This is a genomic window from Mesorhizobium sp. Pch-S, from assembly GCF_004136315.1.
Lineage (GTDB): Bacteria > Pseudomonadota > Alphaproteobacteria > Rhizobiales > Rhizobiaceae > Mesorhizobium.
Window position 1 is genome coordinate 4,581,675 of record NZ_CP029562.1, and the last position, 18,720, is coordinate 4,600,394.

Here is an 18,720-nt window from a genome sequence, read left to right on the forward strand (position 1 = left end):
TGATCAGTCCAAGGCGCGGGGAAGAGCGTTCGATGACAGTCGATAGCCAGACCGACAATGCAACGATCGGGGTTTTCACCCGGCTGCAGCCTTTGCTTGCACGGTTGCTGCAAGGGGTGCTGACGCTGCTTGCGGTGTCGTTGCTGATCTTCCTCGCGGCACGCGCCTTGCCGGGGGATGTCGCCAACATGATCCTCGGCCAGAGCGCGACGCAGGAACAGCTGGACCAGCTGCGTGTCCAGCTCGGGCTAGACCAGCCGCTGTGGTGGCAATACCTCATCTGGCTGGGCGGCATCCTGCGGGGCGACTGGGGAATGTCCCTCTCCAACGGACAGCCGGTGGCGGACCTGCTCGCGCTCGGGGTTCGCAATTCCGCGACCCTGAGCGGGGTGGCGCTCGCCGTCATGCTGCCCTTGTCGCTGCTGGTCGGGGTGATCGCCGCGCAGTTCCGCGACGGCGTCGTCGACAAGGTCTTTCTCGGCATGTCGATGGTGGCCAATGCCGTTCCCGACTTTGTCACAGGGACGGTGCTGGTCGCGCTTTTTGCGACAACGGTGCTGCACGTGCTGCCGGCGGTTTCATTCATCCCACCGGGAGACTCGCCGTTCTCCTACCCCGACGCGCTGGTGCTGCCGGCGACAACGGTGATCATTCCCGGCGTCATGTATCTCGCCCGTTTGGTGAGGGTCGCAGTCATCGATGTGATGGCGACCGAGTATATCCAGACCGCCGAGCTCAAGGGCCTGTCGCCGAGCCGGATCCTGTTCCGGCATGCGTTGCCGAACGCGGTAGCGCCGATCATTCCGGCGGCCAGCCTCGTCGCGGCCTTCACGGTCGGCGGTGTTGTCGTGGTGGAGTATCTGTTCGCCTATCCCGGCGTCGGCAGCGCCCTGGTCGACGCCGTCACCAACCGCGACCTGCCGGTGATCCAGGCTAATGTGCTGGTGATCGCCTCGGCGTACTTCATCTTCAATCTCATCGCCGACTCGCTCGCCCAGCGGGATGAGGCGGCTGGCCAGAAGCAGTCCAAGGCGTGAGTATCGACGTGGAAATAACAATGACTGCGCACCAGGCCGTGCGCCGGCGCCCAGCCAGTGGCTGGTGGCGGCTTTGGGCATCCGCCCAGGTTCGTTGGGGGGTGATCCTGCTGGCCGCGATGACCACGCTGGTCGTGATCGGCCCTTTCGTCGCGCCCTACGATCCCGCCGCGCCCGTGGGTAAACCCTATGACGTGCCTTCGGCAGTTGCCTGGCTCGGCACCGACAATCTCGGGCGCGATGTCCTGTCCCGTGTGCTTTCAGGTGGTGTCTATCTCGCCTGGATGGCTCCGGTTTCGGCCCTGCTCAGCGTGGTGATCGGTGCCGCTGTGGCCCTGGTGACCGCCTATTATCGCGGCTGGACCGACCTTGTGCTGATGCGGTCGCTGGATGTGCTGCTGGCCTTCCCGGGCATTCTTCTGACGCTGCTGTGCGTCTCGGTGTTCGGGCCGCAGCCGATCCTGCTGGTCGGGCTGGTGGTTCTGACCCTGATGCCGGGCGTCGCCCGCGTCATCCGCGGCGCTGCCATTCCGCTTCTCGACCGGGAATATGTGCTGTGGGCCAAGGCCGTCGGCACGCCGGGCCCCGTGATCATCCTGCGCGAATTGCTGCCAAACGTTTCTTCGCCGCTGCTGGTCGAGCTGGGGCTCAGGCTGAGCTGGTCGGTTGGGATCCTGTCCTCGATGAGTTTCATCGGCTACGGTATCCAGCCGCCGGCGGCCGACTGGGGCCTGATGGTCAGTGAAAACGGTACCGGCCTCGGCACCCAGCCCTTTGCCGTGCTCGCGCCGATCCTGATGATCATCCTCTACACCATCGGGGGCGGCCTGATCGCCGAAGGAGCTGCGCGGGTGATGGCCCGTACGGAAGGCGCGTCATGATGGCGGTATTGAAAGCCGCAGGGCTGACCGTCGAACGCACGGACGGCGCACCGATCATCGAGGATGTCTCGCTGAGCCTCGATCGGGGCGAAGTGATGGGCATCGTCGGTGAATCCGGTTCCGGAAAGTCGACTCTGGCGCTGGCACTGCTTGCCTATGCGCGGCGCGGCGTGCGCATCGCCGGCGGTTCGGTTCGCGTCGCCGACACCGACATGCTGGGCCTCGACACGGCAAGCCTGCGCAAGGCACGGCGCGAAATTGTGGCCTATGTCGCCCAGGACCCTGGTGCGGCCCTGAATCCGATGCTGACACTCGGGACGCTGCTGACCGAGGGACTGGCCGGCGACGCGGCTGAAAAGACGGCTCGTGCGCGGGAGATATTGCGCAAGGTCGGCCTGCCCGATGACGCGGCCTTCCTGCTGCGCCGTCCACGCCAGCTTTCCGGCGGTCAGCAGCAGCGTATCGCGATCGCCATGGCGGTGATCGCGAAACCCAAGCTGATCATTCTCGACGAGCCGACGACGGGGCTCGACGTCTCGACGCGCGCCAAGGTGCTGGACCTGATCCGGCAGCTCTGCGTTTCGGACGATCTGACCGCGATCTATGTCAGCCACGACCTCGCGGTGATCGCCAACGTCGCCGACCATGTCACGGTGATGTATGGCGGCCAGGTTGTCGAACAGGGGCGCATGCAGGAGGTGCTGGCGACGCCACGCCATCCTTATACACGCGCGTTGCTGGATGCCGTTCCCTCACTGCAGGCACGCCAGGTGCTGCGGCCGATCCGCGGACGCGTGCCGGCGGTCGGCGAGGCGCCGAGCGGCTGCATCTTCTCGGATCGTTGCGATCACGTTGTCGATGCCTGCAGCACCCGGCCAGTGCTTAGGCTGGTCGGCGGCACCCAGGTGCGGTGCGTCCGCCCGGAACTGGCACAAACATTCGAGGCGCGACCGCAGGTTGTCGGGCATGCCGACAGGCAGGTTGTCAACAGCGCGGCAGTGCTGCAGGCCGACGGGGTCAATGCTTTCTACGGGCATCGCCAGATCCTGTTCGATGTCAGTCTCAAGGTAGAACCGGGCCAGTGCCTGGCCGTCGTCGGCGAATCCGGCAGCGGCAAGTCGACGCTGTCGCGCTGTCTGATCGGATTGCATGGCAATCTCACCGGCGAATTCCGCCTCGATGGCAAGCCATTGCCGCTCACCGTCGGCGAGCGCGATCAGAATGCCCGTCAGCGGCTGCAATATATCTTCCAGAATCCCAACGCTTCGCTCAATCCGCGCCGCACGATCGGCCAGAGCCTGGCGGCCGCATTGGCCAACAGGCCAGAAGCGCGCACCCGCTCCGGTGGCATCATTGCGGAAGCACTCGAACGGGTGGGCATCTCGCCCGATCTTGCCATACGCTACCCGGTCGAGCTTTCGGGCGGCCAACGCCAGCGTGTTGCCATCGCCCGTGCGCTGGTCGCCAATCCAGCGGTGCTGCTGTGCGACGAGGTGACGTCGTCGCTCGACGTGTCGGTGCAGGCCTCGGTGATCGAACTGCTGCGCAGCCTGCTTGCCGACGGCCTCGGCATGCTTTTTGTCACGCATGACCTCGCCGTGGTGCGCAACATCGCCGATAGCGTGGCCGTTCTCAGCGCCGGCCGCGTCGTCGAGCAGGGGGAAGCTCACAAGGTCCTGAGCGCGCCCAGCCATCCCTACACACAATCGCTGTTGGCCAACACGCTGCAATTGCCGACCGAAGCCGTGGACATTCCGGCGCTGGCACCAAGGCAATCTGCGGGCGGTTCACGCTGAATCTGAGGATTTTCCGTTCATCAAGAGGAGAAGATGATGAGCCATTTTGACGGTCTGCTCAACGACACGCTGCCGTTGCTGCAGGTAGACTTCACCGCCGAGGGCGCACTGGCCGACCTTGAGAATCCGCCGAACACGGGTGGTTTCGAGCTGGTCGGCACGCTGGTGCAGCCCAACGCGAAGATCCACATGACCCACATCTGGATCACGCCGTTCAACCGCCACCTGCATTGGGTGTCGGAGCACGTCCACGATTATGACGAAGTCCTGATCTGGACCGGCAATGACCCGGAAAACCCGCAGGATCTCGGCGCAGAGCTCTATATCGACATCGAGGGCGAGCGCCGCATCATCAACAAGTCGGGCTCGATCTACATCCCGGCTGGCGTCAGGCACTGCCCGCTCGGCTTCCACTATGTGAACCGGCCGTTCCTGTTCCACGCGCTGTCGCTGGATCCGGAATACAAGGCAAAGGTCCAGAAGTCTTAGCGCATGACCCCGAAAATCGGAATCGATTTTCGGAAAGGAAGGGTGGCATACGCCCACCCGTCATGCGCCAAATCAAACTGTTAGAGCGACCTTTGCGCGTCCGAAAGGACGCGCGGCGCTCTAGTCGAACGCCCACCGCCGGCGGGTTGTCCCCCCGGTGGTGGTTTTTATCTACCCGGTCGTCCCGTGTTATTCGGCAGCGCCGATTGCCTTCAGGCCGGCAGCCGCGCACTTGGCGTCGATGTCGCCCGAAGGCGCGCCACCCACGCCGATGCCGCCGACCAGTGCCTTGCCGAACTTCACAGGCAGGCCGCCGGCCTGGATCACCATGCGGCTGTCCATATCGCGCATGCCTTCATTGGCCGGCTTGCCGGCGATGAACTGGCGAGCCCTGCCGTGTCGCGGCCGAGTGCTGCCGAAGTAAACGCCTTGCCCTGTGCGCTTGCCCCGGTGTGCGGGCCGGAATTGTCGCCCTTGAGCACAACCTTGGTTGCGCCGTCGCGAGCGACGATGGCGACGCTGACGTTATGGCCCTCGGCAACACAGGCCTTGAGCGCGGCATCGGCGGCCTTGGTGGCCAGCTCGAGCGGAAGGTAAGGCGTCGTCGGCAATTCCTGCGCGGTGGCGGCAAGCGGGGCAACGAGGGCGGCTGCGAGTACGAGAGTGCGGATCATTTCGGTCTCCTGTCCAGTTGATGGAGGAGGGTTACCGCGCGATCGGCGCTGTCGGTATTCGTAGGGCTTGCGACCGGGTCCGTAGTTCTACGGAGTTTGTTGGCCCTCGAGCCAGAGCCGGGTCATTTCGGCCTGCGATGTAGTGCCGAGTTTGGCGCCGATCGCGGCGCGATGGCTCTCCACGGTGCGTGGCGACAGGCCAAGCCCCTCGGCGATCTGCCGGGTTGTGAAACCCGAGGCGATGCGATCCAGAACCTCGCTCTCGCGCGCCGTCAGTGCGGCTAGCAAGGTGATCGTCTCCGCCGTTTCTGCACGCTTGCGCAGGGTGCGCTCGAGCAATTGCTGGCTTTTCTGGATGGCGTCGATCAGATCCTGCTCGTCGATGGGCTTGGACAGGAAATCGACGGCGCCATTGCGGAAGGCACGCCGGCAGGCCTCGATGTCGCCGTGGCCGGAAATGACGATGGTGGGCCAATCGATACCCTGTTCCGCCAGTCTTTCCTGCAGCTTCAGCCCGGAGATGACCGGCATGCGAATGTCGAGGACGAGGCAACCGGGTTCGAGCCGGCCGACCTGTGCCAGGAACGTCTGCGGATCGGCGAAGCCGGTAACCGTTATCCCCACTGTGGAAAGCAGCAAGCCGAGAGCCCGGCGGACGGCCTCATCATCGTCGACGAGATAGACAGGACTGTTCACTGGGCCGCCTCCGCATTGTCCTGTCCGCGCGGCAGCACAACCCTGAAGGTCGCGCCGGGGCTGTCTTCGATCAGCACGATCTCACCACCTGCGCGCTCGACCAGGCGTTGGCTGAGTGCCAGGCCGAGCCCGGTGCCGTCGACGCGGGTGGTCGCGAAAGGGGTGAACAGTCTGGACCGGATTGCTTCCGGCACTCCGGGGCCATTGTCGCCGACCTCAAAAATGGCCTGAGAACCCTTTTCGCGTAGGCTCATCGTCACGCTTCCCGTGCCGTTTCGTCCATCGTCCAACGCTTCCATCGCGTTGCGCACGAGATTGAAAGCGACCTGTTCCATTTCGACAGGGTCCGCAACCACCAGGATCGGCTTGTCGGGAACATTGACAGCGAGCTGGATTCCACGCGAGCCAGCCTCCGGTGCCAGCAGCGTTCGCACATTGATCAGTGCCTCGCGCAGATCGAAGGTTTCCGCCAGCGTGTTCTGGGGGCGCGACCAATTGCGGAAGCGTTCCAGTATGGCGGAGGCCCGTTTGGCCTGGGTGACGGTGTCTTCCAGAACCGGTGCAAGTGCGGCGACGTCGCCCCTGTTGGCCAATCGGCGCCCGGCCTGTGACTGTGCCAGGATCGCGGTGAGCGGTTGTGTCAACTCATGCGCCATGCCGCTTGCCATTTCGCCCAGCGCGTTGACGCGTGAGGCATGGGCAAGCCGCGATTCCAGCGCGCTGAGCCGCGCCTGTTCGACAGCTGCGCGCGCACGGGCGCGCTGACGTAGGCCCGCCAGCCCAGCAAGGCAGGCAAGACTGACGACGAGCAGCACAAGGCCCGTCCGCAAAGGCGGGAACAGGTCGAGGAAACCGATCGTCATGCCGGTTTCCAACGCTAGGGGTTGTGAGGCACTGCTGAGGGGCCTGGAGAAACGGACCCCGCCTGGCTGGGCGGGTGGCCCGACAAGAAGGTGGCCGTCGGGCAAGGACAGCCGCATCGTGACGCCGGGGCGTGACCAGAAGGGCGCCGCTTCGTCGATCAGTTTACCGGCGTCGATGCCCAGCATCAGTCCATAGCGCGCGGCGTCACTGTTGGGGCTGCGCTTCACCATGGCGTAGTGGTCGGGTCGCCCGGGGTTTGGCAGCAACGTTATCTGGCCGGTCGAGGTCCTGGCTGCCGTCCGGATGTGCTCTGCCATCGATGGATCGAGCGGTGTCGTGCCGACAATGGTGGCCTGCTGATCCAGCGGGACAAGCTGGATCTCGTCGATGCGCGGATAAAAACGGGTTATGGTCGAAGCCACGTCCAGGAACAGGTCAAAGCTGCGACCATCCGATGCGACCGCAATGGCCGAAAGCGCCGTCATATGGGCATCGTGCTGGTCCGCGCGCTGCGAGGCGACCCTGTGCAGGGCGAAACTTTCCTGCTCGAGTTCGGTGACAAGCGCCCGATACTGCCATGCCGCCAGCGTTCCGGCTGCGATGAGCAGCAGCAGGAACCAGATGGCGATCAGAGTGGCAGGTCTCTCCAGGATCGGGCGTCGGACGAGCGTCATCGGACCATTGTGGCAGTTTGCGCGGGATAGCTAAAGCAACAACTGGCAGCAGCCCCGTCACTGGCTCATTCCAGGGTTTCTCCGATTGATTACAATTATTGTCGATTATTTTGTTGAAGAATTGTCGGCAATTTGGTTGGATCGCCGTGTTGAAAAAGGTGACGGTCGACGGAGATTCCGTCAGAACCGCTTGGGAGGACAAAATGGCACTATTTCGGACGGCACGCCGCGTCGCGGCTGCCGTGCTGCTTTTGGGCACTTCCGTCGTCGCGGCACAGGCCGCGTCGACGCTGGAGACGGTGAAAGCGCGCGGCAAACTCATCTGCGGCGTTTCGATGGGCACGACAGGCTTTGCGCTGGCTGACGCGCAGGGCAAGTTTGCCGGGTTTGACGTCGACGTTTGTCGCGCGGTGGCCAGCGCCGTGTTCGGAGATCCGAACAAGGTCGACTTCGTGATGACCAACATCAACACGCGCTTCCAGGTGCTGCAGTCGGGCGAGATCGACATCCTGTCGCGCCAGACGACGATGACCTATTCGCGCGAAGCCTCGCTTGGCATCGATTTCGGCCCGACCGTGTTCTACGACGGCCAAGGTCTGATGGTGGCCAAGAGCCTCGGCATCAACAGCGCCAAGGAGCTCGACGGCGCGGCCATCTGCACCTTGCCGGGAACCACGACGGCGCAGAACCTGGCCGACTTCTTCCGCACGACCGGCAAGAAGTTCGAACTGGTGGTATTCGAGAACCCGGACGAAAACAACAACGCCTTCTTCTCCGGCCGTTGCGATGCCGTCTCGTCCGACCGGTCCGATCTCGCTTCCATCCGCGCCGGTTCGAAGAGCCCGGGCGACTATGTGATCCTGCCGGAGACGATCTCGAAGGAGCCGCTGGCGCCGGCCGTGCGCCAGAACGATTCCAACTGGCGCGACATCGTTTCCTGGTCGATCTGGATGATGATGGCCGCCGAGGAAAAAGGCATTACCCAGGCCAATGTCGACGAACAGGCCAAAAGTGCCGATCCGGAGATCCAGCGCATGCTGGGCGGAACGGATGATCTCGGCCCGATGCTCGGCCTCGACAAGAAGTGGGGCTACAACGTCATCAAGCAGGTCGGCAATTATGCCGAAGTCTTCGACCGCAACCTTGGTGAGAAGACCGCGCTCGGTCTGAGCCGCGGCCCGAACACGCTTTGGAACAATGGCGGCCTGCTTTATCCGCCGCCCTTCCGGTAAGCCGGTCGCCTGATATGGCGCATGTCGGTCGACATGCGCCATACTTTCTCAACCAGACCTTGAAGGGGAACACGGCGTGTCGCCCATTGTTCTGCTGCGAAATCGCCGCGTCCGAGAACTGGCGTATCAGGTCATCTGCGTGGCGGCAGTCGTCGCCGTCGGCTGGTATCTGCTCAGCAACGCGCTTGCCAATCTGGCCAAGCAGGACATAGCGACCGGCTTCGGCTATCTCGGCCGTGAGGCCGGCTTCGTCATCAGCGAGACGCCGATCGCCTATGAGCCGTCTGACAGTTATGCGCGAGCGCTGCTGGTCGGCCTGCTCAACACAGTCAAGGTGGCGCTTCTCGCCATCGTGTTCAGCACAGTCATAGGTACACTCGTCGGCATCGCGCGCCTGTCCAGCAATCCTCTGCTGTCGCGGCTGATGCTTTTTTATGTCGAAGCGCTGCGCAACGTGCCGCTGCTGCTCTACCTCTTCCTCTGGTACTCGGTCATCATTTTCACGCTGCCGCCAGTCCGGCAGGCCATCACGCTGCTGCCCGGTGTCTATGTCTCGAACAGCGGCCTCGTGGTGCCGGCTATCATCTGGAATTCCGGCTTCTGGGTAGCTGCGGCCGCGGTTGCCATCGGCATTGTCGCTGCAGCCATCTGGTTCAGGATCGTGCGCGACCGGCGCATTGCGACGGGCAGGGCGCTTCCGGGCTGGCCCGTGGCTTTTGCACTGCTGGTGCTGCCCATCGTCTTAGCTGCACTGCTTTTCGATATCAGCGGCGAAGTCGACTGGCCGGTGCTGGGCAAGTTTCGCCTGACCGGTGGGGCGCATCTGAAGCCTGAATTCGTCGCCCTGCTTGTCGGCCTGACGCTCAGCGCGTCCGCCAGCGTCGCCGAGATCGTGCGCAGCGGTATCCTGGCGATCCGCAAGGGGCAGCGCGAAGCGGCGAAGTCTCTCGGTCTCTCGGATGGCCAGGCAATGCGGCTGGTCATCTTGCCGCAAGCGCTCAGGGTGATCGTGCCGCCACTGACCAATGTCTATGTGACGACTTTCAAGAACAGTTCGCTGGCGATCGCCATCGGTTATCCGGACCTTGTCATGGTGTCCAACACCATCATGAACCAGACCGGGCAGGCGATCGAGCCGATTGCGCTGTTCATGCTGACTTATCTGATCCTCTCGCTTCTCACCTCCGTGGTGATGAACTGGTACAACGGGCATGTCGCGCTCAAGGAGCGCCAGTCATGAGCGAACAATCCATCATGGCAAGCGATCTGACCCCGCCGCAGCATGAGAGCGGCGGGTTGCGAGCCTATTTCGGCACTGCAGGCAACTCGGTGGTGACCCTGATCTGCCTGGCGATCTTCGCATTGGTTGCCAAGGTCGCGATCTCCTGGCTGCTGGTCAATGCGGTGTTCACCGGCACACCGGAAGAGTGCAAGGTCGCCTCGGGGGCCTGCTGGCCCTACCTCGCCGACAAGCTGCGTTACATGCTTTTCGGAATCTATCCGTTCAACGAGCAATGGCGGCCGCTGACCGCGACGCTGCTGTTCATCGCGGCCATGGCCGCTTCTGGTATCCCGCGCCTGTGGGGTCGTCAGTTGATAGCCGGCTGGATCGTGCTTTTGCCGCTGCTGTTCGTGCTGATGGCGGGTGGTGTGTTCGGCCTGACCTCCGTGCCGACGTCGCAATGGGGCGGCTTGCCGCTATCCTTCATGCTGACCTTTGTCGGGCTCGTCCTAGCGCTGCCGCTGGGTATCCTGCTTGCGCTGGCGCGGCTTTCCAACCTGCCGGCCATCCGCATTCTCGCCGTTACCTTCATCGAACTGGTGCGTGGCGTGCCGCTGATCAGCATCCTGTTCATGGCTTCCGTGATGTTGCCTTTGTTCATGCCCGAGGGCGTGACGATCGACAAATTGCTGCGGGCCCAGGTCGCGATCATCCTGTTTGCCGCAGCCTACATTGCCGAGATCGTGCGCGCCGGGCTGCAGGCATTGCCGCGTGGCCAGACGGAGGCCGCCCAGGCGTTGGGGCTGCATTACTGGCAGTATACGTTCCTGGTGATCATCCCCCAGGCGCTTAAGACTGTCATTCCGCCGCTGGTCTCGCTGTTCATCGGTTTCTTCCAGGACACGACGCTTGTGACCATCGTCGGCCTGCTCGATTTCCTCAACACCGTGCGCACCGCCCTGCGCGATCCCAACTGGCAAGGCATCGCGGTGCTGGAAGGCTATCTCTTCGCTGCCGTCGTCTATTTCGTCTTCAGCGCTCTGATGGGCGCCTACAGCCGCTTTCTCGAAACACGTTTCAGGGTTGGTCATGACTGAGATCACCGTCATCCGCGACGTCGACACCATCATCGCCTATGACGCGGCCGGCGATCGGCAGGTCTATCGACATGGCGGCGACGTCGCCTTCGACGAAACCGGCCTGCTCTGCGTTGGCGAGAGGTTCGACGGGCCGGCGACGACCGAACTCTCCGGCAAGGCGCGCATGGTCATGCCAGGGCTGATCGACATCCATTGCCATTCGCATGACGAACCGATGGCCAAAGGCATTTTCGAGGATGTCGGCACCGCCGCCCTCTGGGGGCAAGCCATGTACGAATATTCCTCGGTGATCGATGGCGGCGCGGATGCCCGTGCCGCATGTCTGACGGTCATGCTCGGCGACCTGATGCGTTCCGGTGCGACCACGGTGCTCGACATTGCCGGCATTCATGACACCTGGCTCGACATCGCCGCGCAAAGCGGCGTGCGCGGCTACCTCGCTCCCGGTTTCCGCCAGGCCGACTGGGTTGTCCATGACAGCCATCGGCTGGATTTCGCATGGGATGAGGAGGCTGGCCGCGACGCATTTGCGCGAGCCCTGGAATTTGCCGACCAGGCGAGGGCCCATCCAAGCGGCCGGCTGGATGGCGTTGTTTCACCGTCGCAGGTCGAGACCTGCCGGCCCGACCTGCTGGTCGATGCCGCCGATGAAGCGCGCAAGCGAGGCATGCGGCTCACCGTCCATGCCGCGCAGACCATGGCCGAGCACGAGGAGCTGCTGCGCCGCACCGGCTTGACTGCCGTGCAATATCTCGATCAGCTCGGTGTGCTCGGACCGGACGTCATCATCGGCCACTGCATATTCACCGATCATCATTCCTGGACGCGGCAGCGCACACGCGCCGATCTGGTGACCCTGGCGGAGCGCAGCACCAGCGTAGCGCATTGTCCGGTTACCTTCGCGCGCAGCGGCATGGCACTGGAGACGCTGGGCGCCTACCGCCGCGCCGGCGTCAACGTCGCCATCGGTACCGACAGCTATCCGTTCAACATGCTGGAGGAGATGCGGCAGGCGCTGATCTGCTCGCGGCTTGGCGGCAGGAGTGTTTTCGATCTTTCGACAGGCGACATTTTCGAAGCGGCGACGCTGGCCGGCGCACGTGCGCTCGGCCGGTCGGACATCGGCAGGCTGAGCGTCGGCGCCAAGGCGGACCTGGTGGTGGTCGATCTCGATACGCCGACGATGCGGCCGGTCTATGATCCGCTGCGCAGCCTGGTGCACTGCGCCGCCGAACGCGCGGTGGAACGGGTCTATGTCGACGGGCGCCTGACGGTGGACGAGGGGAGGCCGACCGGGATCGACTATGAGGGCGCGCTGCGCGAAATGCAGGCGCTGCAGGATTGGGCTTGCGCGCGGGCGAGGCTTTTCGATCCGCGCGGCCGCGACATTGCGGAACTGGCGCCCAAATCCCTGCCGGTGGTGCAGGGCTGACCTGACATCCTTTCAGATGGCGGCGATCGATGATGCGGTTCGTAGCCTGATCTTGTCGAAGAAAGGGCGCTTCACTTGGAGGTGAAGCGCCCTGAGTTTGGACATACGGCCTCTTGTCGGACCGGGTTACTCGCCCATCTGCGTCAGCCAGTGGCGCGGTTTGTTGTCGGCCCGGAAATCGATGCTCTTGACCTTGGCCTGCATTGCCCAGGCGATCGGCTGCTGGTGAAGCGGGATCAGGATCGTGTCGTCCTTGGCGATCTTGAGGGCGGCCTCTTCGATCTGCAGGCGCTTGGCGTTGTCGGGTTCCTGCACCGCCTGTTCGACCAGCTTGTCGAGTTCTGGATAGGACCAGCCGCCATAGTTGGAGACGCCGACCTTGCCGGTCTTGGTCTCGAGGACCTGAGCCAGCAGGGAATAGGCATCCAGCGTCGGCTCGTTTGCCCAGCTCAGGTTGAAGACGTCGGCCTTGCCGTTCGAACGTTTCGGCGACTGAACCGCGCGCGGCGCAATGTCGATCGTCGGGTCGAAGCCGGCACGCTTCAGCATGTTGGTGATGCCGGCGCAGAAATCTTCCTCGTTGATGCTCTCGTCGTTTGTACACATGTAGGTAAACTTCAGGCCTTCCTTGCCGGCCTCGGCGAGAAGCTTCTTGGCAAGGGCCGGGTCGGCGGGGCTGTAACTGTCGAGCGATTTGGCGTAGCCGGCGATCTCAGGAGCGATGAGGGAGCCGGACGGACGCGCCAGGCCACGCATGACCTTCTTGTTGATCAGGTCGCGATCAATAGCTGCTTCGAAAGCCTGCCGCACGCGCAGATCGTTGAATGGATTGTCACGGCCGTCTTCCAGCTTTTCCTTGCGGTTGAAGCCGATGAATACGGTGCGCAACTCGGTGCGCTTTTTCACGGTGATGCCCGGCGAGGATTCCAGCCGGGGAAGATCCTGGATCGGTGCAGAGTCGACGAGATCGACTTCGCCGGAAAGCAGGGCAGCCACGCGTGTGGCAGGTGATGCGATCGGCAGGAATTCGATGCGGTCGATGTTGTGCTTCTTCTGATCCCACCACCTGTCATTGACGAGCAGGACGGTCTTGCTGTCCGGGGTGCGGCTTTCCAGCTTGAACGGGCCGGTGCCGTTGGTGTTGTGGGTGGCATAACCCTCGGTCTTGGTCGCGACGTCGGTCGGCTTTTCGGTGTTGTTGTCCTTCAGCCACTTGGCGCTGAACATGAAGATGTTGGTCATGTCGTTGAGGAAGAGCGACGTCGGCGCCGAAACCTCGACATCGACCGTGTAGTCGTCGACCTTGGTGCTGTTCACATAAAGCGGGATGTTGCCGCGCAGCGGTGATGTCGGATCGCTGACGCGCTTGAGCGAAGCGATGACGTCGTCAGCGGTGAAGTCTGCACCGTCGTGGAACTTCACGCCCTTGCGCAGGGTGAAGCGCCATTTCTTGTTGTCGATCAATTTCCATTCCGTCGCGAGCGCCGGCTCGATCTTGAAGTTCGTGTCGTAACGGACCAGGCCTTCATAGATATGATTCAGGAAGGCCAGATTGGCCGTCGAGGGTACAGAATCCGGATCCAGCGAATAGATATCGGCGCGGCCGCCCCAGCGCAGCGTTTCCGCATTTGCCGAAGCCGTCAGGGCCACGACAGCCACGGCGCCAGCCAGCAAGCTTTTCAAGCAGGACATATTCACCTCCCAGGTTCCTCGCTCGATCTCACAATCGTCATGCTCGACAGGATTGTCAACAATATTGTTGACGTAAACTGCGCATATAGATAGCAAAATGCCTACGATGAGAGTGTCTCGGGGAGGAGAACGTGAACGGACTGCTACTGCTTCACGGAACCATCGTCACTGTCGATGCCGGCCGACGTGTGATCGAAGATGGTGCCATTGCTGTTCTCGGCGACAGGATTGTCGACATTGGACACGCCCAGGATCTGGAACCGAGGCACCCGGACAAGAAAGTCGTCGATTGTCGCGGCAAGCTCATCATTCCCGGCATCATCGACGCACATGGCCATGCCGGCCATGCGCTGATCCGCTCCATCGCTGCCGATACCTATTCTCTATGGATGCGGATCGTCACGCCGACCTACTATCACTGCGCGACCCGCGACTATTGGTATGCAGACGGGCTGATCGGCGGCCTGGAGCGCCTGCGAGCCGGCGTTACCACCGGGGTCAGCATCATTTCCTCCATGCCGCGAAGCGACGATCCGGTCTTCTCCATCAATCACGCCAGGGCTTATTCCGAGATCGGCCTGCGAGATATTGTCTGTGTCGGTCCGGCCGGCTTGCCCTGGCCGCATCCGGTCACACGCTGGGAGAGCGGCGCGCCGATAGGGCGGCAGGTTTCTTTCGAAGAGATGATCGAGGGAACGGAGGCTGCCATCGAGACGCTGAATGGCAGCGCCGACGGCCGCATCGATGTCTTCGTCACGCCGTTCACGATCGTGCCGTCCCTCGATCCCTCAAATCCGACCACGCCGGATCTTGCGGTCAAGCTGACCGACAAAGATCGAATGCAGGCAAGGCGGGTGCGCGAAATCGCGCGTAAATGGGGTGTGCGCATTCATTCCGATGCCTTTGCGGGACAGATACGCATGGCGTTCCAGGACAAGGAAAACGCGCTGCTCGGACCTGATGTGCACCTGCAGCACTGCTGGGGCATCTCGCACGATGAGGTCGACATACTGGCCGCAACCGGAACGCATGTGACGCATGCGCCGCCCGGCCGCGCTGTGCCGCTGCTGGACATGATGTCGAAAGGCGTACCGGTGGCGATCACTTCGGATGGCGTTTCGCCCAGCCGGCATTTCGACATGTTCCAGATCGCGCGCCTGGCACAGTTCACGCAGCACCTGCTCAACAACAACGACCGCTACCTGCTGCCGCCGGGCAAGGTCTTCGAGATGATCACGATCGATGCCGCCAGGGCACTCGGCAAGGCGCACGAGATCGGTTCGCTGGAGGTCGGCAAAAAGGCGGACATCGCCATCATCAACATGCGCCAGCCACATCTCGCCCCCAACTGGATGGTGGTGCACCGGCTCATCCATCAGGTTGTCGGCAGCGATGTCGATACAGTGATCGTCGATGGCAAGATCCTGATGCAGGAAGGGCGTGTGCTGACGGTGGATGTCGACCAGGCGATCGATTTCGGCGAGCGCGAAGCCTGGGCGATGGTGAAGCGTGCCGGTCTCGAGGCCCATATGCACGATCCGGGCTGGGGGCAGATCAGCCGGACTTTCCATAAGCCGATCATGTTGCCCGGCTCTGCATCGTAGGCCCGTTTTTCAACCGCACTGGATTGGAAGGGGCTGACCGATGAAGGTCGTCGGTCGGTGACTTGGGTAACTCTGGTAAACTTCAGAAGCAGAATCGTGAAAGCGCTATAACTCGCTGCTTTTAAAGCAAATGGAGTGTTTGGTAGATGCGCGCTCTGATCGGCGCGTCTTCAAAGCGCTCGGCAAACTGCCCCTTAGGACGCGGATAGTCGTAGGTGCTGACCTTCGAGGTCGCATAACCCGCGCCGACCAGGGCTTCGGCGATCTTCAGCGCGGCGGTGACGCCGTCGATCACCGGTACACCGGTAGCCGCCGACAGGCGTTCGCACAGGCTCGACATGCCCGCGCAGCCGAGGATGATCGCCTCGGCTCGGTCCTCCGCCTTGGCGCGTTCGATCGTTTCCCTCAGTAACCGCTCGGCCGTCTCAGGATCTTCTTCCAGTCCCAGGACCGGCAGGTCGATGGCATGGACTGCGCGGCAATGATGGCCGGCACCATAAGCCTGCACGATGTCCTCGATGATAGGAACCGAACGCGGCAGGGTGGTGACGACAGAAAAGCGCCGGCTGATCGTCATGGCGACCTGCACGGCTGCCTGGCAGATGCCGACTACCGGTCCTTTCGCGATTTCTCTGGCTGCATGCAGGCCAGGGTCGTCGAAGCAGGCGATGACGTAGGCGTCGACGCCTTCTGCTTCGGCTTTGCGGATCTCCAGGAGCATGGCCGGCACCGACAAGGCTTCGTCCGCCGAACCTTCGATGCTGACGGGCGTTCCCACCGGATTGACGGCGGTCACGCGCGTGCCGGGGCTGGCGACCTTCAGCGCGCTGTCCAGCGCCTGCGCGGTCATGGAGGCCGTCGAATTGGGATTGATCAGGTGAATATGCACTTTACTGGCCTGCGCGTTTGGCTGTGGTGAGGACTTCCGAGATTGCCGGTGCCTTGAGCACGAACTGGCGGTCGGAAGTGATGTAATTGTCGGCATGCAGCCGGGCGATCGGCTGATAGGTCTCGGGGTTCACATAGCGTCCAGCTTCGTCGAGGCAGCCGCGTTGCACATGCATGTGCACCACCTGCCCAAGAACCAGCACGCGGCGCGGATATTCGATCAGCCGCTCAACCCGGCATTCGAAGGCACAGGGCGAGTTGGTGACGAAATCGACGTCGACCTGCCTGCAGCGAGCGGTGGGGAGACCGGATATCTCCAGCTCGTCGACATCGGTCTCGAAGGCGAGACCGCACACCAGCATCTGCTGCGACAGTGCCATGTCGACCATGTTGACCGCAAACTCGCTGGTGCGCCGGATGTTGGCGACGGTGTCCTTGTCTTCGCCGGACAACCGGGGCTGTATGCCGAGTACGACGATGGGAGGCTCGTGCGAGAAGACGTTGAAGAAGCTCATCGGCGCGGCATTGGCGCGCCCGGAAGCGGAACGCGTGGTGACCAGCGCGATCGGGCGCGGACCGACAAAATTGGTCAGCAGGCGATAGCGCCCTTCCGCTTCGATCTGTGTGAAGTCGAATTCCATTCGAGTCTCCCCGTCCATGTCAAATATTGTAGACAATTTTTGAATGTATTATCTACAAAAAAAGCTCATGGACCAATGCAAATATTGACTTTTTGTCATCCTTGGCGGATGTCGATCAGACAGCGGGAAAGAGAGTCATGACCGAACAGGCAGGCATTTCGATACAGCAGATCGTCGAAAAGGTGTGGCTCTCGATCGCTGAGCGTCGTTTGCGCCCGGGCGTTCAGCTCAAGGAAGGCCAGATGGCGGCGATCTTCGACGTCAGCCGGGCCCGCATCCGCCAGGCACTGGCCGCACTCGAGCGCGAAGGCCTGGTGACGATCATCCCCAATCGCGGCGCCTTCGTGTGCCAGCCGACCGTGGACGAGGCGAGGGATGTCTTCACCATCCGCCGTTCCGTCGAGAGCCGTGTCGTTGCCCGCATCGGCGCTTCGGTGACGAAGGCCGATCTGGCACGGTTGCGTAGCCACGTAGCCCAGGAGCGTACCGCCAACACCAATGACGCCACCACCGACATCATCAAGCTGTCCGGCGGCTTCCACCTGCTGCTGGCCGAAATCTCCGGTTCCGACTTCCTGTTCGGCATGATGCGGGACCTGATCTCGCGCACCTCGCTGATCACCGCGGTGTACCGGAACACGGCGCGCTTCAATTGCGGACCCGACGAGCACGCCGAGATCGTCGATGCCATCGCCGCCGGCGATCTCAAAAAGGCTTCCGCACTGATGGAACATCATCTGGAGCATGTGGAGTCCGAGTTGGACCTGAGGGAGGTGCGGGACATGTCCCATGATCTCAGGGCCGCGCTGGCCTAGGCTGACTAATTCTACGCATCTTCCGCGAAATGGCAGGCTACCCGTGTACCGTTCGAGAGCGTACGCACTTCAGGTAACTCGGCCGAGCAGCGTGCCGTCGCGACCGGACATCTCGGATGGAACGGGCAACCTGACGGGGGCTTCAGCGGGCTTGGAACCTCGCCGCCGGCGACGACACGGTCGCGATGCGGCTTCTCGATGTTCGGGATCGTCTGCAGCAGCAGTTGCGTGTAGGGGTGACGCGGCCTGGCGAACAGCGCTTCCGTCTCGCCTTCCTCGACGATGCGGCCGAGATACATCACCGCGATGCGATCCGACATGTGCCGCACCACGCTCATGTCGTGGCTGATGAACAGATAGGTCAGACCGAACTGATCCTGCAGGCGCCGCATCAGGTTGAGCACCTGCGCCTGCACGGAGACGTCGAGTGCCGAGGTCGGTTCGTCGCAGACGAGGAATTCGGGTTCGCTGGCGAGCGCCCGCGCGATCGAGATGCGCTGGCGCTGGCCGCCAGAGAATTCATGCGGGAACTTGTCGCCGTCGGAAGCCGACAGGCCGACCGTCTTCAACAGTTCGATCACGCGATCGTCGGTCTCGGCCCTGGTCCTGCGCAGCTTCAGTTCACGGATCGGTTCGGCGATGATGTTCTTCACGCGCCAGCGCGGGTTGAGCGAGGCATAGGGATCCTGGAAGATCATCTGCGCTGACAGCGGCTTGCCATCATGGCCCGGTGCGAACCGCATCTCACCACCATTCGCCTTGTAGAGGCCTGTCACAAGGCGGGCGACGGTGGATTTGCCGCAGCCGCTTTCACCAACCAGGCTGAGGCATCCGCCCAACGGGACGTCGAAGCTGATGCCGCTGACAGCCTGCAGGAACTGCCGTGGCTTGCGTTCGACGACACGGTTGAGCCAGGGCGCGGAAACGTCGAATGTCTTGACCAACCGACTGACGGAGAGGGCAGACGTCTTTTGCGAAGTCAT

At 62.7% G+C, this 18,720-nt stretch carries 16 protein-coding genes and 1 pseudogene; 10 read left to right on the top strand and 7 right to left on the bottom strand.

Annotated elements, in window-relative coordinates; genetic code table 11:
- Positions 1-32 precede the first annotated feature (32 nt).
- From C1M53_RS21470 to C1M53_RS21485, 4 genes are read left to right on the top strand one after another with little or no spacing between them, the layout of a single operon-like run.
- Positions 33-1,037: an ABC transporter permease gene (locus C1M53_RS21470; RefSeq protein ID WP_129414076.1), complete on the top strand. Its 1,005-nt coding sequence runs from the start codon at positions 33-35 to the stop codon at positions 1,035-1,037.
- 20 nt (positions 1,038-1,057) lie between these two features.
- On the top strand, positions 1,058-1,918 hold the full coding sequence (locus C1M53_RS21475; RefSeq protein WP_129414077.1) for an ABC transporter permease: 861 nt from the start codon (positions 1,058-1,060) through the stop codon (positions 1,916-1,918).
- The gene (locus C1M53_RS21480; RefSeq protein WP_129414078.1) at positions 1,915-3,714 is read left to right on the top strand and encodes an ABC transporter ATP-binding protein; all 1,800 of its coding nucleotides are present in this window, start codon (positions 1,915-1,917) and stop codon (positions 3,712-3,714) included. Before C1M53_RS21475 ends, C1M53_RS21480 begins: the two co-directional genes overlap by 4 nt.
- A gap of 33 nt (positions 3,715-3,747) precedes the next feature.
- Positions 3,748-4,203 (top strand): hypothetical protein, encoded by a 456-nt coding sequence (locus C1M53_RS21485; RefSeq protein WP_129414079.1) that lies wholly within the window; start codon positions 3,748-3,750, stop codon positions 4,201-4,203.
- Positions 4,204-4,392: 189 nt separating this feature from the next.
- On the opposite strand, the pseudogene C1M53_RS21490 reads toward C1M53_RS21485, so the two are convergent.
- The 3 genes and pseudogenes from C1M53_RS21490 to C1M53_RS21500 all read right to left on the bottom strand — a co-directional run bounded on the left by C1M53_RS21490 (position 4,393) and on the right by C1M53_RS21500 (position 7,111).
- A pseudogene (locus tag C1M53_RS21490) lies at positions 4,393-4,877 on the bottom strand (heme-binding protein).
- Positions 4,878-4,964: 87 nt separating this feature from the next.
- Positions 4,965-5,573 (bottom strand): response regulator, encoded by a 609-nt coding sequence (locus C1M53_RS21495; protein WP_129414080.1) that lies wholly within the window; start codon positions 5,571-5,573, stop codon positions 4,965-4,967.
- The gene (locus tag C1M53_RS21500) at positions 5,570-7,111 is read right to left on the bottom strand and encodes a HAMP domain-containing sensor histidine kinase (protein WP_129414081.1); all 1,542 of its coding nucleotides are present in this window, start codon (positions 7,109-7,111) and stop codon (positions 5,570-5,572) included. Before C1M53_RS21500 ends, C1M53_RS21495 begins: the two co-directional genes overlap by 4 nt.
- Before the next feature lie 203 nt (positions 7,112-7,314).
- Here C1M53_RS21500 and C1M53_RS21505 point away from each other — a divergent pair, with 203 nt between their 5' ends.
- The 4 genes from C1M53_RS21505 (at position 7,315) to C1M53_RS21520 (ending at position 12,097) form a co-directional block, all read left to right on the top strand.
- Positions 7,315-8,343 carry an amino acid ABC transporter substrate-binding protein gene (locus C1M53_RS21505; RefSeq protein WP_129414082.1) on the top strand — a complete coding sequence of 343 codons (1,029 nt, stop codon included), beginning with the start codon at positions 7,315-7,317 and terminating at the stop codon, positions 8,341-8,343.
- Between the two features lie 76 nt (positions 8,344-8,419).
- A complete protein-coding gene (locus C1M53_RS21510) occupies positions 8,420-9,583 on the top strand; it encodes an ABC transporter permease subunit (protein ID WP_129414083.1) in 1,164 nt (387 codons plus the stop codon).
- A complete protein-coding gene (locus tag C1M53_RS21515) occupies positions 9,580-10,662 on the top strand; it encodes an amino acid ABC transporter permease (protein WP_129414084.1) in 1,083 nt (360 codons plus the stop codon). The genes C1M53_RS21510 and C1M53_RS21515 overlap by 4 nt, the downstream gene beginning before the upstream one ends.
- Positions 10,655-12,097 carry an amidohydrolase family protein gene (locus tag C1M53_RS21520; protein WP_129414085.1) on the top strand — a complete coding sequence of 481 codons (1,443 nt, stop codon included), beginning with the start codon at positions 10,655-10,657 and terminating at the stop codon, positions 12,095-12,097. The genes C1M53_RS21515 and C1M53_RS21520 overlap by 8 nt, the downstream gene beginning before the upstream one ends.
- 126 nt (positions 12,098-12,223) lie before the next feature.
- Here C1M53_RS21520 and C1M53_RS21525 read toward each other — a convergent pair whose 3' ends face one another.
- On the bottom strand, positions 12,224-13,789 hold the full coding sequence (locus C1M53_RS21525) for an ABC transporter substrate-binding protein (protein ID WP_129414086.1): 1,566 nt from the start codon (positions 13,787-13,789) through the stop codon (positions 12,224-12,226).
- Between the two features lie 131 nt (positions 13,790-13,920).
- Here C1M53_RS21525 and C1M53_RS21530 point away from each other — a divergent pair, with 131 nt between their 5' ends.
- Complete coding sequence (locus C1M53_RS21530) at positions 13,921-15,393, top strand: amidohydrolase family protein (RefSeq protein WP_129414087.1); 1,473 nt, start codon at positions 13,921-13,923, stop codon at positions 15,391-15,393.
- A gap of 121 nt (positions 15,394-15,514) precedes the next feature.
- Here C1M53_RS21530 and C1M53_RS21535 read toward each other — a convergent pair whose 3' ends face one another.
- Positions 15,515-16,282 carry an aspartate/glutamate racemase family protein gene (locus C1M53_RS21535; RefSeq protein ID WP_129414088.1) on the bottom strand — a complete coding sequence of 256 codons (768 nt, stop codon included), beginning with the start codon at positions 16,280-16,282 and terminating at the stop codon, positions 15,515-15,517.
- A gap of 1 nt (position 16,283) precedes the next feature.
- A complete protein-coding gene (locus C1M53_RS21540) occupies positions 16,284-16,922 on the bottom strand; it encodes a flavin reductase family protein (RefSeq protein WP_129414089.1) in 639 nt (212 codons plus the stop codon).
- A 137-nt stretch (positions 16,923-17,059) separates the two neighbouring features.
- Here C1M53_RS21540 and C1M53_RS21545 point away from each other — a divergent pair, with 137 nt between their 5' ends.
- The gene (locus C1M53_RS21545) at positions 17,060-17,737 is read left to right on the top strand and encodes a GntR family transcriptional regulator (RefSeq protein WP_129414090.1); all 678 of its coding nucleotides are present in this window, start codon (positions 17,060-17,062) and stop codon (positions 17,735-17,737) included.
- Positions 17,738-17,748: 11 nt separating this feature from the next.
- Here C1M53_RS21545 and C1M53_RS21550 read toward each other — a convergent pair whose 3' ends face one another.
- Positions 17,749-18,720: an oligopeptide/dipeptide ABC transporter ATP-binding protein gene (locus tag C1M53_RS21550; RefSeq protein WP_129416302.1), complete on the bottom strand. Its 972-nt coding sequence runs from the start codon at positions 18,718-18,720 to the stop codon at positions 17,749-17,751.

Coding starts and splice junctions, on each gene's coding strand:
- C1M53_RS21470 (WP_129414076.1), top strand. CDS start 33: ATGACAGTCGATAGCCAGACCGACAATGCAACGATCGGGGTTTTCACC.
- C1M53_RS21475 (WP_129414077.1), top strand. CDS start 1,058: ATGACTGCGCACCAGGCCGTGCGCCGGCGCCCAGCCAGTGGCTGGTGG.
- C1M53_RS21480 (WP_129414078.1), top strand. CDS start 1,915: ATGATGGCGGTATTGAAAGCCGCAGGGCTGACCGTCGAACGCACGGAC.
- C1M53_RS21485 (WP_129414079.1), top strand. CDS start 3,748: ATGATGAGCCATTTTGACGGTCTGCTCAACGACACGCTGCCGTTGCTG.
- C1M53_RS21500 (WP_129414081.1), bottom strand. CDS start 7,111: ATGACGCTCGTCCGACGCCCGATCCTGGAGAGACCTGCCACTCTGATC.
- C1M53_RS21505 (WP_129414082.1), top strand. CDS start 7,315: ATGGCACTATTTCGGACGGCACGCCGCGTCGCGGCTGCCGTGCTGCTT.
- C1M53_RS21515 (WP_129414084.1), top strand. CDS start 9,580: ATGAGCGAACAATCCATCATGGCAAGCGATCTGACCCCGCCGCAGCAT.
- C1M53_RS21520 (WP_129414085.1), top strand. CDS start 10,655: ATGACTGAGATCACCGTCATCCGCGACGTCGACACCATCATCGCCTAT.
- C1M53_RS21525 (WP_129414086.1), bottom strand. CDS start 13,789: ATGTCCTGCTTGAAAAGCTTGCTGGCTGGCGCCGTGGCTGTCGTGGCC.
- C1M53_RS21540 (WP_129414089.1), bottom strand. CDS start 16,922: ATGGAATTCGACTTCACACAGATCGAAGCGGAAGGGCGCTATCGCCTG.
- C1M53_RS21545 (WP_129414090.1), top strand. CDS start 17,060: ATGACCGAACAGGCAGGCATTTCGATACAGCAGATCGTCGAAAAGGTG.
- C1M53_RS21550 (WP_129416302.1), bottom strand. CDS start 18,720: ATGACTTCGCAAAAGACGTCTGCCCTCTCCGTCAGTCGGTTGGTCAAG.